Source organism: Paenibacillus radicis (ex Gao et al. 2016) (genome assembly GCF_014641555.1).
GTDB classification, from domain to species: domain Bacteria; phylum Bacillota; class Bacilli; order Paenibacillales; family Paenibacillaceae; genus Pristimantibacillus; species Pristimantibacillus radicis.
The window spans coordinates 1,221,056-1,246,445 of record NZ_BMHY01000001.1 but is presented as its reverse complement, the minus strand read 5'-3'; the positions used below and the strand labels follow the sequence as shown (position 1 = coordinate 1,246,445).

The window sequence follows — 25,390 nt, the reverse complement described above, 5'->3', positions numbered from 1 at the left end:
GAATCATCTCCCTTTTCTTTATTTTAATATATTTGGATAGGGAGACTCTAGTTTATTTAGGGGGCCTTGGAGAAAGTACATTTTAAATCGCCCATTTCCGCCTTAGAGGGGCTTTCTAGGCCAATCAACCTGTACTTTTACATTTTGAAGCGATAAATCGTCGAAAAATCGGCTGACAACCTGTACTTTTACATTTTGATTGGTAATGCTCCCCCTCCAACGAACCTGTTTCGCAAAACAGTGAACTTAACTTCGCTATATATGTGCTAAACAATGATAGCTGTAGTAATAGCAAGGGCAGCTAAAATTGTAGCGTTCTGAAGGGTTGCTGGGTTGCTGGGTTGCTGGGTTGCTGGGTTGCTGGGTTGCTGGGTTGCTGGGTTGCTGGGTTGCTGGGTTGCTGAGCGGAGCGTTTTGAGTTCAGGATGATTTTTTGAAGATTCGATCCATTTTCCTTTGCGGGAGCAATGGGAACAATGGAATCAAGAATAGCAGCATGAACCAAAACGCGCAGCGAGCCCGGGGTGTCACTACAGCCACGATATTGCATTTCATCATTAAGAAAAGCTGTCGAGAAATTCTCGACAGCCTCCCTTAGAGGTAGACAACTCCTCTGACATCGACACGTTGTTTCCGATTAAGGCTGCGCAGTCGGACGAATAATAATCTCGCTAACCCCTGTATCTTCGGGTTCATTGATCGCATAAGCAATGGCTCTTGCAATGCTGTATGGAGAAATCGCCATCGCGCCAATATGAGCTACTATTGCTTGTACCTCAGGGCTGCTCACCGTATTAAGCAATTCCGTCTCCGTCATGCCCGGAGCGATAATGGTGGAGCGAATGTTGGAGGAAGGCGACTCTTCCTTGCGAAGACCTTCCGAAATCGCACGAACAGCAAATTTCGTACCGCTGTATACCGCGGAGGTCGGGCTTACTTCATAGCCAGCAACGGACGACACGTTAATGATATGTCCGCCCTTCTGTTCCCGCATCGTTGGAAGAACTGCAGCAATGCCATACAGTACGCCCTTGATGTTCACGTCGATCATTTGATCCCACTCCGCTACCCGAAGTTCATTAAGTCTTGAAACCGGCATAATACCTGCGTTATTCACCAATACATCAATGCGGTCATATTGACTCAAAGCGAAATGTGCCAGCTTTTGCATATCCTCGGATGAAACAACGTCGGCTTTAATATATGCGGCTGTTCCGCCCTCTTGCTCAATTTCTTTCACGACTGTTTGCAGCCGCTCTTCTCTTCTTGCCGCCAATACAACTTTTGCGCCCCGTTGAGCAAGCAGCTTGGCTGTTGCCTCCCCAATTCCGCTCGACGCTCCCGTTATAATGACCACTTTATCTTTAATGTTTTCCATTTCGTTATCTCTCCTTTTAATGAACTCGTGTATTTTATTGAATACATGTTGATTAAATAACGGCCGTTGATTTATATTATATAGAGATCATGACATCATTCAATCGTTAATCCAAGCGCATTTGTTACATATGCAACAGATGCCATCACATTGTTCATTAACTGGAGGCTGTATTCGAAATGGAGACAACAGCTAAACTCGATAGACGAATTATTCGGTCAAAGGAAGCGATAAACAAAGCTTTTTTAACGTTATTTTCCGAAAAAGAGCTGGAGCAAATTACGATAAACGATATCGCGGAGCGAGCCAACGTAAATCGCGGTACGATCTATCTGCACTATACAGATAAATATGATCTGCTGGATAAATGCATCGAAGAGCATATCCACCAACTGATCGCGTTTTGCGGCGAGCATGAATCGAATGCTCAACTAACATCGATGGTCAGCGATCTAAAGCCGGTATTCGACTACTTTGCAGAAAACGCACTGTTCTTCACCGCTATTTTCTCCAATCAAAGAGCGTCGCTGTTCCGGGAACGTCTGCTGCAATTTGTAGCGATCAACATTAAAGAAAAGCTCGGTAAGCAGGATCTGCAGCCGGAGATCGACAATGAATTAAATGCACAGTTTATGGCGTCAGCTTTCACTGGCATTCTTGAGTGGTGGATTCGCAACAAAATGCCGCATTCTCCGGATTTTATGGCAAGCCAAGTTCGGAAGCTGTACGAGAAAAATGAGGTTTTCCCTTCCCTCTCTTGATTCGGCACATCCCCAACAACAGCAAAAAACTTCTACCCACTTGGCAGAAGTTTTTTGCTGTTTTTTGCTGTTATCTCATTTTCGCCAAAGCACTTAGAAGCCCATGCCACTAAGCCATGAGGAAAGCATCTCTTCCCGCTTCTTCAGATCACTAGTTCCGCTCCTATATGGACCAAGATGCTGCTCGGCAGCAATTTGGCCATCCCGCATATAGAGCACACGCTCTGCTCTGGCAGCAACTTTCGCATCATGTGTGGCTAGTAGTATTGTAGTTCCTGTATGATGAATATCCTCCAAAATGTCCATAATTTCGCCAGCAGCCTTAGAGTTCAACGCGCCTGTAGGCTCGTCCCCTAAAAGGATAGCCGGCTCGTTAATAAGCGCCCTGCAGATTGCCGCTCTCTGCAATTGTCCTCCTGACACCTGCGTAATGTCACGATCTGCAAGTGCAGTAATTCCGGTTCTCTCCATAAGCTCCGCTGCTCGCTTGTTGATCGTTCTTCGATTGCTGATTTTCGCACGATAAGCGGACAATATGATGTTGTCGATAATATTTAAGTTTTTAAGAAGATGCATCTGCTGAAAAATAAATCCCATTTCCCTCAGGCGCAGCCCCGCTAATTCATCCTCGGAGAGACCCGTAATGTCCAGTCCGTTGAAGATGACGCTTCCCGCTGTCAGTTTATCCATGCCGCTGACGGCATAGAGCAAAGTTGATTTACCGGAGCCCGAGGGTCCCATCACCGCTACGAATTCGCCCTGCCTCATTTGCAGATCGATATCCAGCAGTACGGCCTGCTCGTTGCCTTCGCCGGTTGAATACACTTTATGCAAGCCCTTTGCTTCCAATACAGGCATGTCTCCATCCTCCTCATTTCCCGATCTGCTCCGCAATTCTGGATTTATTCATGGACAAAGTAGTCACGAACGTAGTGATCGCCACAATGGTCATAACGGCAGCCGGAATAATCAAATACGCAGTCACAGGCTGAACAACAAGCTGAATGTTGGAAGCGCCCATGAATGATCCTAGCGCTTTAACTAGTCCTTGTCCGATTGTACCGGTGGTTAAGATTCCAATAAGGATGCCAATAGCCGAGACGAGCAGTATCCTGCCTAGATACTGGATTCGGATATCGCTATTCTTAAAACCGATACTTCGCATAACGGTCAGTTGCGCAGCATCCTTTGCAAGCAGCATTTTCAAAAATAACGATGTAATAAGTGCTATTATCGCAATTGAAATCACAATAGCGAGCAGGACAACCAGCTTGAGCTGCTTGATCGTATTGCCTAAAGTCTGAGCTAAATAGTCCTCTAGATGCGTGATTTTTGCAGGGTAAAAGGCTTCTGCATATTGATCCATTTTGTCGCGGACCGAAACACCCGGTTTCACATCCAAAGCGACAACGTACCAGAGCACACTCTCCTCGTTATAGGGCAATCGTGCTTTTGCCGTCCGGCCTCCGTTCGTAATGTCTTGATAAATACCGCTCACTGTCAAGTTCTGTTCTTTGTCGCCGATCAACAATTGAACCGTATCTCCGACCTGTTTATTCAGGTCTTTGGCATTCAGATCAGAAAGTGCAATTTCCCCTGCAGTTGCCGGCGAGGCTCCGTCCATATAAGACAGTGGAAAAATAGAAAAATCACCGCTTTCCACGTTGATGCTTTCCCAAGCTCCGTCACTGCCCAGCACTTTAAACCGGCTCGTAACTAGAGGCGACAACTTAACAACGTCGTTGTCTTCTTCGAGGGAAGCAATCATTTTCTCAAACCTCTGATCCACATTTGCCGTTTGCTGCAAGTCGATTCGAATATCGCTTTGCCCTACCCCCATATATGAAATAAACTGCGGGGATTGCAACGTATGCATGAAGTTGACGGGTACAATGATGATGAGCAGTCCCACCAGAATGACAAAGAGCAATATCCCAAACATCTTGAACCGTCCATATACATCCTTAAGACCAAGAAATACATTTACAGGCAAGAGCCTGCGCTTGCTAAGGGATAGAATGCTTGTGCTTGATGGCGGCGCAGGTGAAGCTCCCGTACGCAAAGCGTCGACTGCCGTAATTCGATTGAACCTTCTCAGAACGAGTCTGCAAAAGAGTACCACAATCCCGACGATCAAAGAGACTGCCAGCAACGGAACGGCATGCTGCAGCACGCTGTTTGGCGCAGCGCCCAAATAGAGGCTGATATTGGCTGTAAACCATTTCATCGCGATTAAGCTAAGCAGATATCCGCCAATAGCAGCCAAGATTGCTAAAACGAAATATTTTGCCAAATAAATTTTCTTAATATCGGGCTGAGCGATTCCGATCGCTTTCATGACGCCTATTTCCCTGTAATCCTCCTCTATCGTTGCAAGCATTGTAAATCGAAGACACAGGATAGCGATCAGAATAAGAAGCAGGCTTACAAGTAAAATGACAACAGCAATGACTCCGTCTGTTAGAGAATTGAGCGTTTTCAGGAGCGGCAGGTCAATGGCTGGCCCTTTATTCGGCAGATTCGATGCTTGATAGGCATTGTGAAATTCACTCAGCTTGCTTAGATCGGTAAGCTGAAATTCGATCAAATATTCAATTTCACGAAATTCACTCTTCAACGCTGTAAAATCCGCATCACTAACGACAAATCGCTTGGAGCTGACGATAGAAGGGTTCATTTGAACATCGCGGACAAAATCAACGATGGTGAATGAAGTCTGAAATTGTCCCTTTGACAGACTAACCTGATCTCCAACATGCAGATTTTTCTGCTTCATATAGTAGATCGGTACTGCAATTTCTCCTTCAGATACCTGAATGATCTCATTGTCCAAATTGAGCAGAAAGTCGAATTGAAGATTTTGTTTCACGAAGCCGATATCCATCACGCTGTTAGCTTCCGTCTTCATGCTGCTGCCTAGCGTAACTTGCGATCCATCCAAGCTGAGCATTTCAACCGTTTGTTGTTCCTTCACAATTGAATTGGCAGCCGCAAAGTTTGCAATAGCTTCGTTGTCTATTGGCCCGGCATGCATTTGAACGAAATGAGGGGCGTTTGACTTAACGAGCAGGTTATCCAATGAATGAGTTAATTCCATCACGACATGGGCGCTGCTTGCAGTAAGCAGAGACGACAGCATGATGAAAATAAAAAGTCCTAACGTAATCATTTTATTCCTTTGAAAATCTCGTTTTACGATTTTCAACAGCATCTGGCAGCTATTCCCCCTTATTAAAGCTGTTTCTCTACTCCTTGCTGAGTTGCTCGAACATTTTGACGACATAAGCAAAGCTGCCCTGTTCCGCGCCTAGCGAGACTTCCATGACATGAATAAAAGCCTGGATTTTATAAGCAATTTCCTCGGGCTCCCATTTGAAAATCCCTTCATCGAACATAAACTGCGAAGAGATGAGCAGAAATTCCATCGTCTCTTTGGGGTATGGAGTGTGAAACAGCTTTTCCTGAATCCCCTGCTCTACAACCTCTGTTAAGACGGGCGTTAACTTGAGAATCGTTTCGGTCAGACTCTTTTGGTGAATGACCGCATTTTCCGGCTGATGGAATTGCTCGATCAACTGAACCTTTTTATCCGTATCCTGCTTTTGCGCCATAATAATTTGCAGCAGCTTCTCATGGACGGAAAGCTTCTCGTCGGCTGCAATTTGCTTTCCTGCTGCAACCCCGGTGTCGATATACCGCGTGACAACCGCATCCATGACCTCTTCCTTCGATTTAAAATAGTAGTAAAAGGTGCCTTTGGCGATACCGATTGCCTGCAAAATATCATTAACTGTCGTCCTTGCATAACCTTTAGTGAAAAAAAGCTCCTCTGCCACATCTAAAATTTCGCTTTTGCGCTCTTCCGGTTCTTTTACCACTCGCAAAATGTTCACCACTTTCTATAGACTGACGGTCGGTCTATAAGTAATTGTAGTATTTTCCAATGAGATGTCAATGATTAATTTCTAATGGGAATTGCAAGCTATCTGCGATTCGCTATAAAAACCCCCATAATGATGAATACCGCACCGATATAACTGTTTAGTCCCACTATCTCCTTCAAGAATAGGAAGGCAAATATCGCGGAGAAAATGGGCTCGAGCGAGAACAGAAACGCTACACTCACTGCCGTCGTATACTTTTGAGCGACAGACTGCATAACAAAACCATAAGCGCTTCATATAAGGGCTAGACCAAGAATAGCTAACCAATGGATTGAGCTATCCGGGAAACGCGGCAATTCAAACATAAAGGTAAAGATAGCGGCATAAAGGGCAGAGAAACCAAGTTGAAAAATCCCCAATTGTAAGGCGTCTACCTCTTGTACAAAATGATTTGAAACCATAATATGGACAGCATAAAGCAATGCAGCAATCAAGCAGTAGATTGCACCTACATCAAATGTCAACTGATCGCGAACGGTCATAAGCACCAGTCCGATGGTTATGATCCCAACACCCACAATGATTTTCCGGGATGGAAGCTTTCGTTCGAGGAATGCTTGAATGATCGGAACCATTACCACAGTCGTGCTCGTCAAAAAACCTGCGGAGGTCGCAGATGTATTCATTACACCATATAACAGCATGCCAAAAATGCCTGTCAGCAAAGCACCGGAGATCGAAGCATATTTCAAAATTTTCCTATTGATTTTCATTTTTTTTTACCAAAAATCAGAACTGTCACAATAAAAGCAATGCCGCAACGCAACGCCACTATGCTGGCCGGCGGCATTCCGTCAATGCCGAGCTTCATGAAAATATAAGACAGGCCCCATGCTATCGATACCGTAGCTAAAACTAAATTTGCTTGTTTTTGTGTCATTCCATTTACCTTTTCCCCCATTGTTGCATCATGAACAATATCTTACTCATGCCCAACATATAAGAGAAGCGAATATGGCTGCCGATTATTGCAATTATTCGCAATCAGCTGTAAGCCAAATTATTATCGCCTTGGAAAACGAGTTCGGGATCAAACTATTGAATAGAAGTCATGCTGGTGTCTCTGTTACTTCAGACGGCGAAGAACTGCTGCCTTACATTCAAAAGCTAAGCCAAGCCTATAATGAGCTTTCAGACAAAGTGTCTGAATTGCATGGAATAGAAAGCGGCCTTATTCGGATCGGCACATTCTCCAGTATATCGTGTCATCTGCTTTCCCCGCTTCTAAAGGACTTTAAAGCCAAGCATCCGAATATAAAATTCGAGCTGATTCAAGGTGACTACCGCCAGATCGAAACTTGGATTTCGGAAGGAACGGTTGATTTCGGCTTTTTGTCTTTGCCTACGTTAAAAGAATTTGAAGTGATTCCAATTATGGAGGACCGGATGCTCGCAATTCTGCCTGCAAACCATCCTTACGCCCATGAAGAAATTGTACCCTTAAGTATTTTTGAGCAGGAGTCTATGATCCTATTGGAAGAAGGGACAAAAAAAGAAGTGTTAGAAATGTTTCGCCAACATCACATTAAAGCTAAGATTGAATATCGCCTCGATGATGATTATACGATCATTTCAATGGTGGAAAACGGACTCGGGATAAGCATATTAGCTGAACTTATTCTGAAAAGAATCCCGTACAATATCCTCAGCAAAGAAACATCCCCTAGCTTCTCCCGAAGCATTGGAATAGCCATAAAAAGCAGAAAACAAGCCTCAATCGCTGTGAGATGCTTTCTAGATTTTATTGTAGAAAATAAAGAAAGCTATATTCATCTTGTCAAATAAAAGATGAGCGTTTTTAAAGTGACCATGTATGAAAAAATCGTCCTTCCATGCTGCATGAAATGCATGAAAAGGACGATCTTTTAGGCCAGTTACGTTTATCCTTCTGCCTTCAAATCCAACCCAATCACTTGCTCCTCTAACGGCAAGATATGCCCTATCTTTCCTAAATGCCGAATTCTCAAAAACTCACCATAGACTCTTGATCTTCCGATCTCCGTCTCCATCCAATTCTCTCTCGTTACCGTCACTCCCTTGTAAGCAGCATCGAAACCAATTTCATACGCTAGCCTCCCTAATAAACAAAATGCAAATGTGCAGGCTGATGAGCGTCAAAAGGCTCAAAAAGGGGTTCAAAATGCAAAAGTACATTTTAAATCGCTCGATTTTATGCTATAGAGCCTTTTTAGGCCAATCAAAATGCACATTTGCATTTTGATGCGATAAATCGTCTAAAAAGCGAGTGACAACATGCAGTTTTACATTTTGATTCGATATTCGTCGCAGCCAATGGCAAAACTGGAGTCCAAACAAAAAAAGTGAAGCGAGAGCTTAATGAGATCGCAGAAAATAGCCAATTAAGCCGCTAATTAAAAAAAGGCTTCTGCCAATAAGACCGGCAGAAGCTCAAGGCTCAACGTTTATTTAATCAGATTTTGCGCCTGTCTGACCCACTCGACAAACAGCTTCGACCCGCTAGTCAATATGTCTTCGTCAATATCGAACTTCGGGTGATGAAGCGGATAGGTTACTTCCTTCTCCGGATTAGCGATACCAAGAAAAGCAAATGCGCCAGGCACCTCTTGCAAATAGAGCGCGAAGTCCTCTCCAGCCAAGCTTGGTTTTTCCAATTGAATGATCTGATCTTCACCGAGCGCCTGCCTGCCGGCTTGCAGCGTAATCTCCACTGCTCTTGCATCGTTAATGAGCGGAGTGCCGAGCCGGTAGTTCGAAGAATAGCCTCCGCCATAGGTACTCGCTATTGCTTCTGCCCTGCTCTCCAGTATACGGTGGATTTTTGCCGTTAGCTCCGTATCGAAGACGCGGTAGGTCCCGCTTAGCTCACTTTCTCCGGCGATAGCATTTGTCGCCGTTCCGGCATGCAGCGTTCCGAAGCAAAGAACCGACGTTTGGAACGGATCGACCTCCAGCGCCAGCGCATACTTCACATCAGTAATGAACTGAACGGACATAGAGAGTGCATCCACGGCTAGATGCGGCGTGCTGTGATGTCCATTGACGCCGTTAAAGGCAATACGAAAGTGAGAGGAAGCGGCCATCGCCTCGCGCCGGTGAATGCCGACCACGCCCTTCGGCAGCTCCGGCCATACATGGATGGCAAAACACAGATCGACACCTTCCAGCACCCCCGCTTCGATCATATCACGTCCGCCGCTGATCATCCGTCCATCAATGGGACTTACCACTGCGCTCTCTTCGGAGGGTTGGAAAACGAATTTTATAATTCCCTGAACTTCAGATCGATACCGGCTGAGCGCCTTGGCCGCGCCAAGCAGCATCGTCATATGTGCATCATGCCCGCAAGCATGCATGACGCCGTCTTGCTTAGAACGGTAGACGGCAGTATTCTCTTCCGTAATAGGCAGAGCATCCATGTCGGCGCGCAATACGATTGTCGGGCCCGGGCGGCCGCTGTCGAGCACAGCAACTACCCCTTTGCCGAAATGCTTGCCTACCTGCTCATGAACTTCCAGCCCAAGCTCTTTCAAATAACGGGCGACCTTCCCCGCTGTAAGGTCCACATCAAATAAAGTTTCGGGATATTGATGGAACTCCCGGCGAAGCGCAATCAGCTCTTCCTTCAATGTATCAACATATAATAAGGCAGCTTCCATCTTAATTGGTTCTTTCCGGCAAAGGATTCAAATTGGCTAAAATGCTGCTGTCATAACTCGTCCAATCCTTCGTATGATTGCTGCGCACATGGCTTACCCATTCCGGATTTGCAAGCAACGACCGGCCAATGGCGACCAGATCAGCCTCGCCTTGCTCCAAAATGTCAGCGAGCCGCCCAATCCGGGATGGATGGTTGGCAAAGTCATTTTCAAGCGCTACAGAACCGACCGTAATGGCAGGCTTGCCAGTCAGCTTCTTCGTCCAGCCCGCCAAGTTCAAATGCGACTGCTCAAATTCTGGCACCCAATATTGCCGGGTAGAAGCGTGGAATATATCTACGCCCGCATCCGTTAGCGGAGCGAGAAACTGTTCGAGCTGCTCGGGCGTCGTCACCAGCTTCGCGTCGTAATGCCCGCCCTTCCATTGTGAGAAGCGCAGTACAATCGGAAAATCCGGTCCAACCGCCTTACGGCTGGCTTTGATTACCTCTGCTGCAAATCGTGTGCGGCTAACGAAGTCGCCTCCGTATTGATCGGTACGGCGATTTGTCTGTGCCCAGAAAAACTGATCAATCAGATAGCCGTGAGCGCCATGCAGCTCAATACCGTCAAAGCCAGCTGCTTTGGCGTCAGTTGCCGCTTGCGCATACGCCGAGATTAGATCGGCGATTTCCGATTCCGTCAACGGCTCATTGACCTGATTGCCGGAGTCGTCCAGTCCGGAAGGGCCCACTGGCAGCGCCTCAGGATTAGGAAGACTTCCAACCTTGCGCGTTGTACCGACATGCCACAGCTGGGGAATAATTTTACCGCCAGCCTCATGCACGGCCTCAGCAACCTTTTTCCATCCGTTGAGTGATTCCTCTCCATAAAAATGAGGCCAGTTCGGGCTGGCTGAGGCAGAAGGATGCTGTATTAACGTCCCTTCGGTTACAATTAATCCTACCCCGTTTTCTGCGTGCCTGCGGTAATAGGCCACGACATCATCACCAGGTATGCCGTTAGGCGAAAATCCCCTCGTCATTGGTGCCATTACAATCCGGTTCGCCAGTGACAGTCCTGCTGCTGCAAATGGCTGGAACAAAGCCCCCAGCGATGGTGTATGCTGTTCATCATGATTCGTCATTTCTATTCCTCCTCCAATAAAATAAAAAAAACATCCCAACTAGCATTCGGGATGTTTCCGTTTGAACGGTCAACAGCTATATGATCGCACGCGATGCTTCTTAGGATGTGAAGAGTCCGGCAAAAATATTGCTCGCTACTCCCCTTCAGTCTAACATATCAGCATCAGATTTGAAAATAATGGCTTGTCCCGCCGACAAGCGGAAGATGACCCTCCGGTTATCCGGAAGGTCTTCAAATGCTATTTCCTCTTCCCCCTAATATCGGTACGAACCGATTCGGGCATTTACGTTGGCTCCATTTGACATCCCCGCAACCATCGCTTCAAAGGCTTGAACGGCAGCAGTTGCCACTTCAATGTCCTGAGCGCCGCTCCCGCCGCTTACCCCAACCCCGCCAACGATATGATCGCCGACCATTAACGGAATACCGCCTCCAAGAATAACGATTCGGCCTTCATTGGTTGTATTAATTCCGAATGCAGGTCCCCCCGGCTGTGCCGACTGTGCCAAATTCGCGGTTGGCTGCTGCATGCTGACACTCGTCCAAGCTTTGTTTTTCGAAATTTCAATGCCGGCAATCCGGGCCCGCTCCATCCGATGAAAGACAAGCAAATTCCCTCCGTCATCCACTACTGAAACAGAAATCCTTAATCCCATTTGACGGGCCTTATGCTCTGCCGCTTCTGCCAAATGCTTTGCTGCTTCCAAAGTTAACACCAAACAATCGCCCCTCCCCAAATTCTCATACAGAATATGTTGCAGCGGAGCAAACCGTGATAGTAAACCATATTTAAGCAGTTCTAGCCGCATACTTTGCGAATTCGATGTATAAAAAGATGATCCGTCATTCACTTTAATAAGTAGTAATGAAAGTTGTGGAAGGTGTCCTGATGTCCATTAATCTGCATGCCTTAATGCTCTTTTATCAAGTTGCTCTGGCCGGCAGCGTGACCGAGGCCTCCAAAAGACTTGCCATTAGCCAACCAGCCATCTCCTCGCAAATCCGGCAATTTGAAAAACAGCATCATATTGTTCTGTTTGAGAAAAAAGGAAGACATCTTGTGCTTACCCCTTTTGGACAAAAGCTGTTAAAGCCAACCTCGAAGCTGTTTGATTTGGAACAGCAAATTCAGGATATGATTGCGGACTATCAGAACCATCCTCGGGGCAAGCTGAGAATTATCGGCAATTATTTGGCGACAAGTGTGCTTATTCCGAAATGGGCGGCACTGTTCAAGCAAAGATACCCTGATGTTGAGGTAGAGATCTCAACGGTCAATTCGCAAAAAGCGCTCAACAGCTTGAAAAACGACGAATCGGACATCGCGATTTTCGGCAACAGTGAAATTACCGATGAAGATTATCAATCACTCTACTGCTTAGAGCTGTACCGGGATGAATTCCGATTTGTGGTCGCCCCCGCACATAAGTACGCGAATCAGAGGGTTTCAATGAAGGCGATGATGAATGAACCGTTTATTATGCGGGAAGAAGGAAGTGCTACGAAGATGAGGCTTCTGGAGATCTGCCATAACAACAACGTGGAGCCGCCCAAGATCGAATTGCAGTTCAATGGACTGAATGAGACGATTCAAGCCGTTGCGGCCGGATATGGAGTCAGTTTTGTATCCTCGCTTGTATCCAGTTCCTTTATTGAACGGGGCGAGCTTGCGGAGGTCGATGTGCCAAGGGTGCGTTTTACGAACACGATTCTGCTCTGTGCCCACAAAGAGGACAAGCTGGAGGCTTTTGTTAAAGATTTCATATCCATCGTTCGAAAAGACAAGTCGATACAAAGCCGTCCCGATCCGTCATAACAATACGGAAAGGGACGGCATTTTTTTTCAAGTACATTCCATTATGAGGACTGTTGCGGTTCACCCACGATATTATTAATAACCCATTCTTGTTGCGGAGCGGTTGCGCTTCCGTCTTTATCCTTCACAAGAGCATTTATATAGTAAGTTCCGCTTTCTGCAAAAATCGTTTTTGCCCGGTACACGCCATCCCGCCAATGAGATGCCATCACTACTTCATGCGCCGTGCGGTCTTCATTCCATATCTCAATCTGTACTTCTTCCGCATCTGCAACGTTTTCGTTCCCCTGTGTAACATGAGCGTCTACCAGAATAGCGCGCCCTGGCAAAAGCACTTGCTGAACCGGCTTCACTTCCACCTCAACCCCATTATTACGGTTGCCGCTTTGTTCATCATTTGCTATAGAACATGCGGATGTCATGAGCAGCATGGCAATTCCAATGATCGTTTTCTTCATGTCATAGCCTCCTTTGCAACCTAAGTATACCTATACATTTTTATGATGAATAATATAAGATTTCTACGATCTATATATAAAAGTAATAGATTCCTTTATCCCACCAGAAAAAACGATAAAATCCATAACTTCAACTAGAGAGGAAATGATCTCGCAATCTACTCATTATTTCCTGCAAAACTATTGACACATCAGGCATTCCAATGCTAGTATCTCTCTTAATGTCGACTGCAATTGTCGGAATTCATAAAGGGAGAGATTATCATGCAAAGATCAGTTTCACCTACAGCCAAGTATTTGGTTGCCTTTCTACTCGCAGCAGCATTTTTGCTCAATGCCGCAATTTTACCTGCTGGTGCTGCCGGAAAAACCGAAACCGCTTCGGACTACGGCATTTTCCTCAAGGACAAGTACAACCTGTCCGTCGCCCCTAAAGCAACGAAAGGCGATTTCATTCAATACACAGCTGCTATTCTGGGCAACCCGAAAGCTGATAAAGAAGTTTCGTTCACAGACATTCCTGCCGCTGACCCGCTTTATGCAAGTGCTGCTGCACTGCATGGCAAAGGAATTCTTGGCGGAACGACCGTTGAGCCTAAGCAACAGCTGAAACCGCTGGTTGCAGCACTCATCTCGCTCCGTGCAGCTAATCTGCAAGAGCTGGCTCTTACGTATCCGAAGGATAAAGTGGACAAAGCGCTCGTTAAGCTCGGCGTATCGACGAAGTCGGTAACTGGCACGACTGCTCAAGAGCTTGCTGCTGCAGTGGATACTGGACTTATCCCTACTGAATTTTACGGTGAATTCAAAACCAATGCCGCTGCTTCCACCGCTTTGACGCAAGCGCTGCTTGGCAAAGTGTTGACGATTAACGGCAAATACAAGCAGTATATCGGTTATGTCAGCGACGCTGATATTTACTCCAAGTTCTATACGGCTTACACGACTTCCAACATCATTCAAATCCCTAAACTGCAAGAGGTTGTAGACCGTGCCCTGAAACAAGATATCGTGACAGGCTACAACTTGAAAGATTCCCGTTTTGACGCGAACTTTGTTGAATCCTTGTCCGTTACTTACGGTCACTCCAATGTGAAGCATGCGCTTCAGCTGATCGGCTTGCTTCGCAGCGAAGGCATTGATGCGAAAGTACAATTCGAGCCAAAAACGTCCGCTTTCATTCATATGAAAGAATGGGGCACGCCAACAATTGACGATACCAACCAAGCGGTATTGACGGAAAACGGCAACTATATCAACTATGCCAAAGAATATGATATTAAATTTGAATTTGCGAACACGACTGACAAAGTGAAGTTCGACAAAATCATTTGGTCTTACGCGAAGAAAGATGCGGCTGGTCAAAAAGGTCTTATTGCCGGCTCTTGGTTCCAACCGCTCTACTACTCGCTGACAAAAACGGAAGGCTACAAGGAAATTGCCAACAACAAAATCGTTGACGGCCATTACTATGCACAAACCTTCTCCCTGCCAGACAAAACCGATGCGATTGCAAAAGGCTTTGCTACTGTAGATCCATCTGTTAAAGTAACAACTTACACCTTCTGGGTTGACGGTCCTTTCTTCAACTACCTGAACGGTGAAGGGCTGTAAGTCTAGCTCTTAATGAAACAGGCCGCCTATTCGATGATCGAAATAGGCGGCCTGTTTTTTGTTGATTTTCAGAACCGGTAGGCTACATTCAGCGTATTCGCCCACGCCAGCTTTCCGTCCGGCGTCCAATCGAGCAGTGTGCCTGCTCCGGCAAATTGGAAGGATCGATCCTTCGTGTTGTAGATCCAGATTTGACCATCGCTTATTTGGAAAGCTGCCAGCTTGCTATCTGGAGACCAGCGGATCGTAGATACAGCGTAGTAATCCTCGTTTTTCTCATGAGCGAATAGATCGGCAATCACTTGCTTCGTCAGACGCTTATCTGTGAGAACCGATTGTTTTTTGCTTCCGAAATCCAGCACAATTCTGCCTAGAGGATTTTCTTCCCAAACGTCTGCTGGAAGAATCAGATGCGAGTTATCCGCCCAGCTTAGCGGGTAGACGAATAGAAATCCGCCACTGTGGGACATATGAGCTGCATTTTCCAACGTATAGATCGGCTTTCCTTTTGCATCAAACACTTTCAAGTCGGCAACTGGACCAATCAAATCGTCATGCGCGTATAACACGGCAATTTTCTTCCCGTCGGGTGATGAGGATAAGCCATAAACAGGCTTGTCGAACTTATACAGAAGCTCGCGTTTCCCGTCTTTCAGCCCTACTTTGTAAAGTCGTTTATTGTCTTGTATCAAGTAGGTGTACCCCGAATAGAATTGATCGGAGTACATATCGTTGTATCCATAATCATTGCCGTAACCATCCTTATGCTTATCTAGTACGACAGGAAGCTCCAACGTTTTATGATTCGAGATGGTGAACAAATGATGCTGGTCTTTCCCGTAAAATAAATACGATGCCTCAGCTCCTCCGCTCGCTTTGATCGTCTTGATCCAATTGGTATCCCAGACCGGGATGATGCTTTGCTTGTTGGTAAGCGGATTTTTCAATATAAGGCTAGACTGCCTGCCATTATAGCGTACGATTACTTTATTGCTATTGGGCTGATCCTTGCGGGCAAACGTCCTTCCATCGACGGTTTTGGCCTCGTTCAGGTTGAACATAAACGTAAGGGCCTCTTTATCATATTGAAAACGGATTTGCAAAAATCGCGGCGTTTCCCATTCTAGCGTATAATTCAGCTCAGCCTTCTCATCACTTTTCTTCAAGGTACTCTCCAATACCCAATTGAACGAGTCCTTCTGCATATCCACATTCGACCTTACCATGACAACCCGTTGATGTTCGGGTACCGTTTCAAACTGCTCGAAGTATAAAGACGGTTCAACTAATTCGTCCGGTTGTATTGTTGCTTTATCTGGAGATGGGGACGGAGACGGAGCTGCCTTTGCAGCTTCAGAACTAATGTCAGAAATTTTGTTAACGGGAGGCTGTTCCGTACTCGTACATCCCGTCAATACGAACATTACGACGATCAGACTAACAAAATATCGCATACGATCCCTCCTTGTTTTACGGATACTTGCACATGATTACATTTCGCTTCATGAATTTACATATAATAGAAACGACAGCAGCCGCATTAAAGTTGCAGAAACCCGCGAACGCCCTGTTTCTTTTCATGGTATAATTTAGTTTAAAAAGGAGTTTCAACGTTTTGATTACAAGAGAGAAGCTAGAACAGCAACAAATCTGGGTCTATGTCGTTGCGCTGGTCATCGGCGGCATTTACGGGGCATTCAGCCCGGAAGCAGGTTCTGCACTACATATCGCGATTTCCCCCCTGCTCGCCATTCTGTTATACAGCATGTTCGCCCAAATTCCATTCCTGCAGCTGCGGGAGTCCTTATCCAATGCCAAATTTATCGGCGCTTTGCTCGTATCCAATTTTGTCGTCGTCCCTGTCGTTGTGTGGACATTGACGCAAATTTTTCCACAATCACAAGCCGTCCTCACCGGATTGTTTCTCGTGCTGCTGACGCCTTGCATCGACTATGTCATCGTCTTTACGCAGCTCGGACGCGGCAATGAAAGGCTTATGCTCGCCGCAACACCGATTTTATTCGTCGTTCAGATGGCCCTCCTGCCTCTTTATCTATGGCTGTTCCTTGGAAAAGATACGGCCGTCATCGTAAAAGCCGGTCCGTTCGCTGAAGCTTTCTTCTACCTGATCGTCATTCCGCTTCTGCTTGCGATCGCTACACAGCTATGGGCAAACAAACGGTCAACCGGAACGGCCTTTCTGCAAGCAACCGCTTGGCTGCCGGTTCCCTTTATGGCTCTGGTGCTCGTCGTCGTTGTCGCTTCGCAAATCGGAAAAATTATAGATGACATTGACCTCCTGCTTAAAGTGATTCCCATCTACGTCGGATTTCATCTCGTTATGCCATTGCTTTCCCGTCTCGTTGTGAAGTGGTTTCGGCTCGATACAGGCGCAGGACGAGCCGTCCTATTCAGCTCAGGGACACGGAATTCCCTCGTCGTCCTTCCGCTTGCTCTTGCCCTGCCAGGAGAGTGGGCGACGATTGCGGCAGCCGTTATCGTCACTCAAACGATAGTGGAGCTCATCGCTGAACTATTTTATATCCGGTTAGTACCTTCCTTTCTATTAAGGGATGCTAAGACCTCCAAGTAGAAAGCTGGAACCTAAAAAAGCCTAACTGCTCAAGAAAGGCTGACCCCTGTTCTCACATACTGGGGTCAGCCCGAATCTCAAGCAATTAGGCTTTTTACATCTCGTGTTATCTGCGTCCCGGCCACACTGGAGCCGTCTCGAAGTCGACGGCCACTACACTGTTCCACTCATCGCAATCCTCTGCCGCAAGATCGATCCATACACGGCTTACGCAGTAATCGCCGTCAACACCGCCGAAGAAACCGTGGGTCTCTTCTACGCGGTAAGCCAGCTCCTTGCCCGATTTCAGCAAACGAACGCCTTTAATCTTACCACCCACCTCACGGAGCTCCACCGGGGTACGCGGCACATCGCGGACATGCAGGTAGATCGTGTTCTCTTTCGTCGTCATCGGTCCGTAGAAGCATGGCGGGTAATGCTCCGGAACGCGGCTCGTTCCATAGATACTTTCTCCCGAATGGGAAAGCCAGCTGCCGATCGCCGCATAGCGCTCCTTCGCTTCTTCCGGCCAAGTTCCGTCTGCGCGTGGTCCTACATTCAACAGCAGATTGCCGCCCTTCGTCGTAACCTCCAGCAGCGTATTCAGCAGCGTAACCGTGCTTTTATAAGCGGCAGGGTCGGAATGATAGGCCCATTGATTATTCATCGTCATGCAGGTTTCCCACCACTCATCCGGCGGATGAAGCGGTACGAATTGCTCCGGTGTTTCATAATCGCCTGCTTCCGGCAGCCGGTCATTCATGATCAGATGAGGCTGCAGGTTAAGCATCATCGCTTTCACTTCGCTGCTTCTCCAGCGATCGGCACCGAAGCCGGGAACATCGAACCAGATCAGGTCAATTCGTCCATAGTTCGTCAACAGTTCACGAAGCTGTTCCACGAAACGCTTGTGAAACTCCCACCAGCGCTCAGGATCATAGACGTTAGGTTTAGGCGATTGAATGTGCGAAGTAACTGGAATGGTAGCAAAATCCGGATCATACCAGTCGATCGTCGTAAAATAAAGCCCGACTTTCAACCCCTCGGCTCTTGCCGCTTCTACAAACGGCGTGACCAAATCCCGCTTCGGACCTCGCTGCACCGCATTATAATCGGTAGTCTTCGTATCAAAGAGACAAAAACCATCATGATGCTTCACCGTCAGGACAATATATTTGGCACCAGCTTCCCTCGCCGTTCTCGCCCATTCACGAGGGTCATACAGCTCGGGATTGAACTCATCGGCCATACTTTCATAGCTTTCCATGTCCGTGTGCTGATGAAAATGGGGCATTAGAGGCCATGAGGCTTCAATTTCTCGCAGCGCATAAGGTCCCCAATGGATAAATACGCCAAATCTTGCTTCATCAAACCACTGTGCTTCTGGATGTAAGGCTTTCATATTATCGCTCTCCTCTTATCTGTGATCGTTATCTGTTATCGAACGCGGTATTGTTCAAAATATTGCGGGATAATAGTCGTCGACGCGCCTGGCTGCTGCGGAAGAACGTAGAAGCCGTCTTTTACCGTGGCCGGCTCCTCAAAAATATGGCGAATCCAAGGAATGTATTCCAGCATGACCGCTCCCGGAGTAGCTGCGACAAGATGCTGATGGATTTGACCCATGTCGCCGACATGCGGACATACCGGCAAGTCATAAGCTGCTGCAAGCCCGGCTACTTGAAGCCATTCCGTTACTCCCCCTACGCGGGTTACGTCCACCTGCACATATTCCACCGCACCCTGCGCAATGTAATCGCGGAACGCGTATTTGTTGTACACATGCTCGCCTAAGGCGATTGGCACGTTCAGCTCATCGGCCAGCTTTTTGTGATTCGCAATGTCATCGGGATTAAGCGGCTCTTCGAGCCAGATGAGATCGAATTGCTCCAGCTTTTTGCCCCATGTCATAGCGGTCGTAATATTCCACTGCTGATTGACGTCGATCATCAGACCGGTGTGATCGCCGATTGCCCGGCGAACCGCCTCGACCCGCTCATAGTCCTCTCTTGGATTCGGCTTGCCGACCTTCATTTTCACAGCGGTAAAGCCTTGGTCCAATATCGCGCTCATGTCCTCGATCAGCCGTTCCTTGCTCCAATTCAGCCAGCCGCCGTTCGTATTGTACGCCTTGATTCCTTCGGGCTTATGTCCGCCCAAATACTGCCACAGCGGCTTCTCGGCCGCTTTGGACATAATGTCCCACAGCGCAATGTCGACTGCAGCAAGCGCCATATGGGTCACGCCGGCACGGCCGATCCAGTGCATCGGCCCGAACCGCATTTCTTCCCACAGCTGCTTGACCATAAACGGATCTTTGCCAATTAAGACCGGGGCGTAGTAGCGGTCAATCGTGTCCGCAATCATCTCATCACCTTTGGCGCATGTCCCAGTATAGCCGTAACCAGTAATGCCTTCATCCGTCTCGATCCGAACGCCCGTTACACCCCAGTGCGTTGCAACATTGATGGCGTCTGTGATTGGCGGGGTAATTGGCACATGTAAAATAAAGCTTTCAGCTTTCGTGATTTTCATTCCGATTCCTCCATATGATCGTTTAGATTCAGCGATGATTAGTGAGTAATGATTGATGATTGTCATAGACTACAGGTTTTGCAGGGTTAGTAGCCCAAGGAAGCACCGCCGTCAACAGGAAGCGCGACGCCGGTTACGAACTGCGACAAGCCGCTCGCGAAGAACAACGCTGCATCCGCAATCTCATGCGGCTTAGCTGGTCTGCCAAGCGGATGCATATCATCCAGCATGACGCGGGTGCGGGCAGGATCATCCTGCTCCTCCGTCCATTTCTCCAGCAGCGGCGTGGACACGCCTGCCGGACAAATGCAATTGACCCGTACGCCATCGGGCGCATAATCCAGCGCCAGCGATTTCGTCATGGCGACGATCGCTCCTTTGGTCGAAGCGTATACCGCATTCTGCTTCTGGCCGACTAGTCCGTTTAAGCTCGCCATATTAACGATGCTACCCTTCGATTGCTTGAGCAGCGGGAGAGAATGTTTCGTAAGTAGGAAGACGCTCTTCAGATTGACGTCTATGACTTTGTTCCATTCCCGCTCCTCCACGTCCTCAATCAGCTTCGGCAATATCGTGGCCGCATTGTTGACGAGCACATCCAGTCTCCCGTATTGCTTGGCGATAGCTTCGATCAGGCTGCGCACTTCACTTTCGGCTGAAACATCTGCCTGAACAGCCATTGCTGCCGTCTCGCCATGAGCCGCCTGTATGGCCTCAGCCACTCTCCGGCCTTCCGCTGCATCGATATCGGCAATGACAACGCGGGCGCCTTCTTCAGCAAACCGCAGTGCCGTCACTTCTCCAATCCCAGAGCCGCCTCCGGTAATAAGGCATACTTTTCCTTCTACTAGCATTCCGATCCGTCCTTCCCCATTGCAGTGTTCACTAAGTGGCTACGCATATCGACTGACAATACGCCCGATATTGGCGGCAGCGCCCTTAAGCGCATCCTCAACCGGCAACTTGCCGGTTATGCCGTCCTGCAGCGCTTTCCATAATAGATCCTCCGTTTCCGGATATTCCGGAAATTTCGGCGGGATGATGACGCATGTCGCCATCGTCTCATCGAGCAGCGACCAGCGCTGCGCTTCCAGCGAACCGGCTGGCGCGCTTTTTTTCTGCGAGTCTAGCACCGATCCCCGAACCGGTACATGACCATGAACGGCATCAATGCTTTGGGCCTCTTGCGAGGTTAAATATTTTAATAAAGAGACCGCTTGCTCCGGCTTCTGCGTTGAAGCCGTTACGGCAAAGGAATGGCTGCCGCAGTAGACGGATCTTTTACCGCTGGCATCCGCAGGCGTTAATGCAAGTCCGAAGCGCCCGGCTGCCGGCCGTGATGGATCAAGCAGCAATTGGTAATAGCCAGGCCAATCCGTGACCATCATGCACTCGCCATCGCGGAAGCATTGCGACACCTCGTCATAATGCATGTCTGGCAGATTTTGCGGTGTAAGTCCCTGTTCGTACATTCGTTTCAAATAATGCAGCGCTTCTCTGCCCGCCTCGCTGTCGAATGCTGGCTGCAGCCGTTCATCGAACAACTCCCCGCCTCTGCTAACCAACAGCTCGAAGAAGGTTCCGAATAGACCCGACTCCATACCCGGATAAGCAAATCCGGTACAGCCCTGCTCTTTCGCCGCTACAGCTGCTTCATACAGCTCCTGCCAGGTTTGCGGAACGTCTAATCCTAATTGCTGAAGTTTATCGGTTTGATAGAAAAGCAGCCGGGCATCGAAATTGCGGGGAATGCTCTTCAGCTTTCCTTGTACACGGGCCAGCTCGATCAGCGCAGGCGAGAAATCATTCAATTCCTCCGCCATAAAATAATCATCCAGCTCCATTAAATACGCTGCTTGCGATGGTGCATATTTCGTATGCGTGGATATCAAATCATAATTGCATTTGCCGGAATCGAATAATTCGCCTACATGGCGGTTAAGATCGGGATGCGCCCCCAGAAATGAAACGCTTACATGAATGCCTGTATCCCTCTCGAATTTTTCGAAAATCTGGTAGAGCGGATTGTACGCAGGGCCTTCAATTAAGGCCACTCGTAAAGTTTGGACAGTCATATTGTTCCTCCTTCCGATTTGAATGCGTATCCGATATCGGAGACGGTTCTTTTATTCCATGGCGCTATCAATCAGCGGCCGCAGCCTTTTTTTCGGAATGATGCCAAATTCAGATTCCAAGCGATTTATCGCGTAAAGAGGTTTATAGGTATTTTCTTTCCCCATGTATCCCTTAAGTTTATCGCGGTTTGTTTGAACGCCGTACCAGGACCAAAGCAGCTCTATGGTCGGAATGGCTGCGCCGCTGTCGGGAGCAACGAGATTGCAAGTTATGCATCGGACTTGAAAAGGCGCCTCCAGCATACGTACGAATGCATCCACAACGTCGCTCGCATAGACTCTGCCGAGCTCTACGTAAGGAACGGAAAGTTCAGTCTCGGTATCAATCTTGGGCTGCTCAAAGCTCTCATCTGGCACGACAGCTCCCAATCTTACATTGATGAAATCCGTATCGGGCGATGTCCGATGAAAGTAACGAGTCAATTCTTCAACCATTGCCTTGCTTAAACCGTATGCATCGGTTGCTAGACACGGATGATCATCCTGAATGGGAAGCTCTAATGGAGTGAAAGCAGGGTCCAGCACGCCTGCGGCTGCAATTGAGCTGGCCGTAATAAATTTTCGACAGCCGTGGTCAAGCAAGTAACGATAAAGTCTTCTCGTGCCCGCTACATTAACCGCTAATGCTTCTTCTTCGTCGCTGCCGCCTGTGACCGCCGCGAGATGAATGACTGCATCAACGACCGGTATACTATCAAGTTTCCGCAGTGTATCCGGCTGGTCGAAGGAGCCTATAATTTGCCGGACTTTTATACGTCCAATACCTTCAATTGCACTGCGGCTCATGACCGTAATGTCATGTCCATTCCCCAAATGCTCAATTAAACGTTGTCCAATAAAGCCCGTTGCTCCGGTAATGAGGATATGCATAATGCTGAAGCCTCCCTTATACCAGTTCCTGCTCGCTGACCATGCGATTCGTTAACGTTCCCAGACGTTCAATCTCCACTGTGACGATATCGCCAGGCTTCAAGTAAACCCGCTTCTCCGCCGGATAACCAAGCACGACGCCTTCAGGCGTTCCGGTTAAAATTAAATCGCCAGGCTCCAAGGTCATATGCTGGGAAATGTAGCTGACGATTTCATCGCAATGAAAAATCATATCCGAAGTATTCGAATGCTGCCTCACTTCGCCATTCACGGTGCATTTCATTTCCAAGTCATTCGGATTCGGCACTTCGTCCGCTGTGACTAAGTAAGGGCCGACAGGGCCAAAGCCGTCGCAAGTTTTGCCCAGCAGCCATTGCGGAGTCCGCATCTGCAAATCTCTCGCCGAAAGATCGTTGGCGTTGCAATAGCCGAAAACATGGTTCAGCGCTTCGTCTTTGCTTGCATACTTGCAGGGTTTGCCCATTACGATAACAAGCTCAACCTCATAGTCGACCTCGCTCGTCACACGTTCAGGCAACGCGATGTCCTTTCCGTAGCCAGTCAGCGAATTATTAAATTTATTGAACAGAATCGGATACTCGGGGATGGCTGCATTCGTCTCTGCTGCATGCTTCCGGTAGTTAAGGCCGACGCAGATAATTTTGCCCGGTTTCGTGACACACGGACCGAAGGAAACATCCGTTTCGTTCAACAGCCAATTTTCCTTGCCTTCATTCGTCAGCTGCAAACGCTGCAAATAGTCTTTCAACGTTGCAAGTGCCGCTTCTCCGCCGCCAATGACGTCCATTACATCGGAGGATACTCCGTTTGCCGGCAGGTGTTGCAGTGCTGATTGGATATCGACGATCCCTTCATCAAGCTTAACCCCCAGTGTGTTTGTTCCGTTGCGTTCAATCGTTACCAGCTTCATTGTTAGTCCACATCCTATCGTTTGAATATTCAATTAATTGATAAGGTTAAGCATCCTTGCCAAAGACGACGCCTCCGTCAATATACAGCGGCGAGCCCATCATGAACGAAGCTTCGTCCGATGCCAGAAATAGCGCCGCATTCGCCACGTCCTCGGGTCTGCCTAGCTCCCCGCTGAGCTGTCTTGTCTTGATTGCTTCGATCGCGGCAGTCGGATCATCATAAGCGTTCTGCAAATATTGCTCAACAAACGGAGTCATGATCGTGCCGGGCAGCAGCGCGTTGACGCGAATATTGTACTTGGCATAATCGACTTGCATCGATTTGGTCAAGGCAAGCACCGCTCCCTTGGAAGCCGCGTACGATGCACGACGGGCAAGCCCAATCTCCGCGACACATGAGGACATATTAATGATAGAGCCTGATTTTCTCTCCATCATGTAGGGCAGGATGTGTTTGCAAGGCAGGAACACGCCACGCAGATTCACGCGAATAACCCGGTCCCATGCCTCCGGCTCCAGCTCGTGAATAGCGCCCACGCCGCTGACGCCGGCGTTGTTGAACAGCACATCTATCACGCCGTACGCCTCGATTGCTTTTTCCGCCATCCCTTTCACCGAATCCGAATCCGTCACATCGGCCTGGAGGAATATCCCCTGCCCGCCTGCGGTATTGATCCGCTGGAGTGTCTCTTTACCTGCCAGCTCATCAATATCGTTGACGATGACCACCGCGCTCTCCCGGGCAAACAGCTCAGCCGTCGTTCGTCCGATACCGGAGCCAGCTCCGGTTACAAGAGCAACTTTTCCTTGAAGCCTCATCCTAAAACCTCCGTTTCACAATGAATGATTGGCATGTGAGCAGCAGGGCAGCACAATCTAATGATCAAGCATGTTACCGCCGCTGCAATCCATTCCGAAGTATTGTTAAATACTCCGCTATTTTGAGATGCGATAATCGTGTTAATGACAACAATAGTGTAACACTTGCGTTCAATATCGTATTTGTCCGGCGCTCCAATTATTTGATAATTAGTCCGGTAATTTTTATGTTTTTCGTAGTTCCTTTCTCTCTCAACGCAATAAAAAAAAACGCCAATTGGCGTTTAATGGAAAATAAAGAAAATCTACGTGTACGCAACATGTAAGCGTATTGCATTTCATGATGGTTGATATATTATTACCTTTACAAGTACTAGCACGCGCACGCACATTCAGCTTAATGGGTGATCACATCATTTGAAACTCTTCTTATACTGCTAGGTAGCATCCGCCTTACTAGACACCCCGTACAAGACCGCCTCACCTCGCAAAATGAGGAACAACATGCAAAAGTGCATTTTGATATGCCCCAAACCTACCTCAAACCGCCCTCAAAATGCAAAAGTGCATTTGAAATCGCCCAATTCGGCCCTTTCGACACTTTTTAGACCAATCAACCTGCACATTTACATTTTGACGCGATATATCGTCGATTAAACGACTTTCAACCTGCACTTTTGCATTTTGATTCCTTATCTCACAGCTCCTAGCCAACCTGTCTCACAAAAAAGCAGATGCCAGTCGTTGTACATGAGGTAAATGAGCTTCAGAATACTTTGGCTATAGCAAT

General features: G+C 47.7%; 24 protein-coding genes. 5 read left to right on the top strand and 19 right to left on the bottom strand.

Translation table 11 applies throughout. The annotated features are described in order from the left end of the window. Positions 1–637 precede the first annotated feature (637 nt). Positions 638–1,378, bottom strand: a complete 741-nt coding sequence (locus tag IEX98_RS05615; protein WP_188887895.1) for an SDR family oxidoreductase — start codon at positions 1,376–1,378, stop codon at positions 638–640. Between the two features lie 179 nt (positions 1,379–1,557). On the opposite strand from IEX98_RS05615, the gene IEX98_RS05610 reads away from it, so the two are divergent. Beyond that, complete coding sequence (locus IEX98_RS05610) at positions 1,558–2,139, top strand: TetR/AcrR family transcriptional regulator (protein WP_188887894.1); 582 nt, start codon at positions 1,558–1,560, stop codon at positions 2,137–2,139. A gap of 93 nt (positions 2,140–2,232) precedes the next feature. On the opposite strand, the gene IEX98_RS05605 is transcribed toward IEX98_RS05610, so the two are convergent. The 6 genes from IEX98_RS05605 to IEX98_RS29345 form a co-directional block, all read right to left on the bottom strand. Next, a complete protein-coding gene (locus IEX98_RS05605) occupies positions 2,233–2,997 on the bottom strand; it encodes an ABC transporter ATP-binding protein (RefSeq protein WP_188887893.1) in 765 nt (254 codons plus the stop codon). Between the two features lie 13 nt (positions 2,998–3,010). Continuing rightward, the gene (locus tag IEX98_RS05600; protein WP_188887892.1) at positions 3,011–5,350 is read right to left on the bottom strand and encodes an FtsX-like permease family protein; all 2,340 of its coding nucleotides are present in this window, start codon (positions 5,348–5,350) and stop codon (positions 3,011–3,013) included. A 34-nt stretch (positions 5,351–5,384) separates the two neighbouring features. Next, positions 5,385–6,023 (bottom strand): TetR/AcrR family transcriptional regulator, encoded by a 639-nt coding sequence (locus IEX98_RS05595; RefSeq protein ID WP_188887891.1) that lies wholly within the window; start codon positions 6,021–6,023, stop codon positions 5,385–5,387. A gap of 98 nt (positions 6,024–6,121) precedes the next feature. Further along, positions 6,122–6,298: an EamA family transporter gene (locus IEX98_RS29495; RefSeq protein ID WP_229691977.1), complete on the bottom strand. Its 177-nt coding sequence runs from the start codon at positions 6,296–6,298 to the stop codon at positions 6,122–6,124. Positions 6,299–6,316: 18 nt separating this feature from the next. Further along, complete coding sequence (locus IEX98_RS29075; RefSeq protein ID WP_268237820.1) at positions 6,317–6,796, bottom strand: EamA family transporter; 480 nt, start codon at positions 6,794–6,796, stop codon at positions 6,317–6,319. Then, a complete protein-coding gene (locus IEX98_RS29345; protein ID WP_188887890.1) occupies positions 6,793–6,963 on the bottom strand; it encodes an EamA family transporter in 171 nt (56 codons plus the stop codon). Before IEX98_RS29345 ends, IEX98_RS29075 begins: the two co-directional genes overlap by 4 nt. Before the next feature lie 74 nt (positions 6,964–7,037). Between IEX98_RS29345 and IEX98_RS05580 the strand changes: the two genes are divergently transcribed. After that, positions 7,038–7,868 carry a LysR substrate-binding domain-containing protein gene (locus tag IEX98_RS05580; protein WP_188887889.1) on the top strand — a complete coding sequence of 277 codons (831 nt, stop codon included), beginning with the start codon at positions 7,038–7,040 and terminating at the stop codon, positions 7,866–7,868. A 638-nt stretch (positions 7,869–8,506) separates the two neighbouring features. Here IEX98_RS05580 and IEX98_RS05575 read toward each other — a convergent pair. The 3 genes from IEX98_RS05575 to IEX98_RS05565 form a co-directional block, all read right to left on the bottom strand. Beyond that, on the bottom strand, positions 8,507–9,721 hold the full coding sequence (locus IEX98_RS05575; RefSeq protein ID WP_188887888.1) for a M20 metallopeptidase family protein: 1,215 nt from the start codon (positions 9,719–9,721) through the stop codon (positions 8,507–8,509). A gap of 1 nt (position 9,722) precedes the next feature. Further along, positions 9,723–10,847: an NADH:flavin oxidoreductase gene (locus tag IEX98_RS05570; RefSeq protein ID WP_188887887.1), complete on the bottom strand. Its 1,125-nt coding sequence runs from the start codon at positions 10,845–10,847 to the stop codon at positions 9,723–9,725. Positions 10,848–11,103: 256 nt separating this feature from the next. Then, a complete protein-coding gene (locus IEX98_RS05565) occupies positions 11,104–11,565 on the bottom strand; it encodes a GlcG/HbpS family heme-binding protein (protein ID WP_374705323.1) in 462 nt (153 codons plus the stop codon). 173 nt (positions 11,566–11,738) lie between these two features. On the opposite strand from IEX98_RS05565, the gene IEX98_RS05560 reads away from it, so the two are divergent. Beyond that, the gene (locus tag IEX98_RS05560; protein WP_229691975.1) at positions 11,739–12,665 is read left to right on the top strand and encodes a LysR family transcriptional regulator; all 927 of its coding nucleotides are present in this window, start codon (positions 11,739–11,741) and stop codon (positions 12,663–12,665) included. Positions 12,666–12,706: 41 nt separating this feature from the next. On the opposite strand, the gene IEX98_RS05555 is transcribed toward IEX98_RS05560, so the two are convergent. Next, positions 12,707–13,123 carry a FixH family protein gene (locus tag IEX98_RS05555; RefSeq protein WP_188887885.1) on the bottom strand — a complete coding sequence of 139 codons (417 nt, stop codon included), beginning with the start codon at positions 13,121–13,123 and terminating at the stop codon, positions 12,707–12,709. A 264-nt stretch (positions 13,124–13,387) separates the two neighbouring features. On the opposite strand from IEX98_RS05555, the gene IEX98_RS05550 reads away from it, so the two are divergent. Further along, on the top strand, positions 13,388–14,737 hold the full coding sequence (locus IEX98_RS05550; protein WP_188887884.1) for a hypothetical protein: 1,350 nt from the start codon (positions 13,388–13,390) through the stop codon (positions 14,735–14,737). Positions 14,738–14,805: 68 nt separating this feature from the next. Here IEX98_RS05550 and IEX98_RS05545 read toward each other — a convergent pair whose 3' ends face one another. Beyond that, entirely contained in the window at positions 14,806–16,191 is a 1,386-nt protein-coding gene (locus tag IEX98_RS05545; protein WP_188887883.1) for a hypothetical protein, read from the bottom strand. Between the two features lie 161 nt (positions 16,192–16,352). Between IEX98_RS05545 and IEX98_RS05540 the strand changes: the two genes are divergently transcribed. After that, positions 16,353–17,330, top strand: a complete 978-nt coding sequence (locus tag IEX98_RS05540) for an arsenic resistance protein (protein WP_188887882.1) — start codon at positions 16,353–16,355, stop codon at positions 17,328–17,330. A gap of 106 nt (positions 17,331–17,436) precedes the next feature. Here IEX98_RS05540 and IEX98_RS05535 read toward each other — a convergent pair whose 3' ends face one another. From IEX98_RS05535 to IEX98_RS05505, 7 genes are all read right to left on the bottom strand, one after another. Continuing rightward, a complete protein-coding gene (locus IEX98_RS05535) occupies positions 17,437–18,711 on the bottom strand; it encodes an alpha-L-fucosidase (RefSeq protein ID WP_188887881.1) in 1,275 nt (424 codons plus the stop codon). Positions 18,712–18,746: 35 nt separating this feature from the next. After that, entirely contained in the window at positions 18,747–19,844 is a 1,098-nt protein-coding gene (locus tag IEX98_RS05530) for a mandelate racemase/muconate lactonizing enzyme family protein (RefSeq protein WP_188887880.1), read from the bottom strand. Positions 19,845–19,930: 86 nt separating this feature from the next. After that, on the bottom strand, positions 19,931–20,698 hold the full coding sequence (locus IEX98_RS05525) for an SDR family NAD(P)-dependent oxidoreductase (RefSeq protein ID WP_188887879.1): 768 nt from the start codon (positions 20,696–20,698) through the stop codon (positions 19,931–19,933). Between the two features lie 39 nt (positions 20,699–20,737). Further along, positions 20,738–21,919: an extracellular solute-binding protein gene (locus IEX98_RS05520; protein WP_188887878.1), complete on the bottom strand. Its 1,182-nt coding sequence runs from the start codon at positions 21,917–21,919 to the stop codon at positions 20,738–20,740. A 51-nt stretch (positions 21,920–21,970) separates the two neighbouring features. Beyond that, complete coding sequence (locus IEX98_RS05515; protein ID WP_188887877.1) at positions 21,971–22,849, bottom strand: NAD-dependent epimerase/dehydratase family protein; 879 nt, start codon at positions 22,847–22,849, stop codon at positions 21,971–21,973. Between the two features lie 16 nt (positions 22,850–22,865). Next, positions 22,866–23,780, bottom strand: a complete 915-nt coding sequence (locus tag IEX98_RS05510) for a fumarylacetoacetate hydrolase family protein (RefSeq protein WP_188887876.1) — start codon at positions 23,778–23,780, stop codon at positions 22,866–22,868. A 46-nt stretch (positions 23,781–23,826) separates the two neighbouring features. Further along, positions 23,827–24,600: an SDR family NAD(P)-dependent oxidoreductase gene (locus IEX98_RS05505; RefSeq protein WP_188887875.1), complete on the bottom strand. Its 774-nt coding sequence runs from the start codon at positions 24,598–24,600 to the stop codon at positions 23,827–23,829. Positions 24,601–25,390: the final 790 nt, after the last annotated feature.

Excerpts from the sequence above, each read along its gene's own strand:
- IEX98_RS05615 (WP_188887895.1), bottom strand. The coding sequence starts at position 1,378 with ATGGAAAACATTAAAGATAAAGTGGTCATTATAACGGGAGCGTCGAGC.
- IEX98_RS05610 (WP_188887894.1), top strand. The coding sequence starts at position 1,558 with ATGGAGACAACAGCTAAACTCGATAGACGAATTATTCGGTCAAAGGAA.
- IEX98_RS05605 (WP_188887893.1), bottom strand. The coding sequence starts at position 2,997 with ATGCCTGTATTGGAAGCAAAGGGCTTGCATAAAGTGTATTCAACCGGC.
- IEX98_RS05600 (WP_188887892.1), bottom strand. The coding sequence starts at position 5,350 with ATGCTGTTGAAAATCGTAAAACGAGATTTTCAAAGGAATAAAATGATT.
- IEX98_RS29495 (WP_229691977.1), bottom strand. The coding sequence starts at position 6,298 with ATGCAGTCTGTCGCTCAAAAGTATACGACGGCAGTGAGTGTAGCGTTT.
- IEX98_RS29075 (WP_268237820.1), bottom strand. The coding sequence starts at position 6,796 with ATGAAAATCAATAGGAAAATTTTGAAATATGCTTCGATCTCCGGTGCT.
- IEX98_RS29345 (WP_188887890.1), bottom strand. The coding sequence starts at position 6,963 with ATGACACAAAAACAAGCAAATTTAGTTTTAGCTACGGTATCGATAGCA.
- IEX98_RS05580 (WP_188887889.1), top strand. The coding sequence starts at position 7,038 with ATGGCTGCCGATTATTGCAATTATTCGCAATCAGCTGTAAGCCAAATT.
- IEX98_RS05575 (WP_188887888.1), bottom strand. The coding sequence starts at position 9,721 with ATGGAAGCTGCCTTATTATATGTTGATACATTGAAGGAAGAGCTGATT.
- IEX98_RS05570 (WP_188887887.1), bottom strand. The coding sequence starts at position 10,847 with ATGACGAATCATGATGAACAGCATACACCATCGCTGGGGGCTTTGTTC.
- IEX98_RS05560 (WP_229691975.1), top strand. The coding sequence starts at position 11,739 with ATGTCCATTAATCTGCATGCCTTAATGCTCTTTTATCAAGTTGCTCTG.
- IEX98_RS05555 (WP_188887885.1), bottom strand. The coding sequence starts at position 13,123 with ATGAAGAAAACGATCATTGGAATTGCCATGCTGCTCATGACATCCGCA.
- IEX98_RS05550 (WP_188887884.1), top strand. The coding sequence starts at position 13,388 with ATGCAAAGATCAGTTTCACCTACAGCCAAGTATTTGGTTGCCTTTCTA.
- IEX98_RS05545 (WP_188887883.1), bottom strand. The coding sequence starts at position 16,191 with ATGCGATATTTTGTTAGTCTGATCGTCGTAATGTTCGTATTGACGGGA.
- IEX98_RS05535 (WP_188887881.1), bottom strand. The coding sequence starts at position 18,711 with ATGAAAGCCTTACATCCAGAAGCACAGTGGTTTGATGAAGCAAGATTT.
- IEX98_RS05530 (WP_188887880.1), bottom strand. The coding sequence starts at position 19,844 with ATGAAAATCACGAAAGCTGAAAGCTTTATTTTACATGTGCCAATTACC.
- IEX98_RS05525 (WP_188887879.1), bottom strand. The coding sequence starts at position 20,698 with ATGCTAGTAGAAGGAAAAGTATGCCTTATTACCGGAGGCGGCTCTGGG.
- IEX98_RS05520 (WP_188887878.1), bottom strand. The coding sequence starts at position 21,919 with ATGACTGTCCAAACTTTACGAGTGGCCTTAATTGAAGGCCCTGCGTAC.
- IEX98_RS05515 (WP_188887877.1), bottom strand. The coding sequence starts at position 22,849 with ATGCATATCCTCATTACCGGAGCAACGGGCTTTATTGGACAACGTTTA.
- IEX98_RS05510 (WP_188887876.1), bottom strand. The coding sequence starts at position 23,780 with ATGAAGCTGGTAACGATTGAACGCAACGGAACAAACACACTGGGGGTT.
- IEX98_RS05505 (WP_188887875.1), bottom strand. The coding sequence starts at position 24,600 with ATGAGGCTTCAAGGAAAAGTTGCTCTTGTAACCGGAGCTGGCTCCGGT.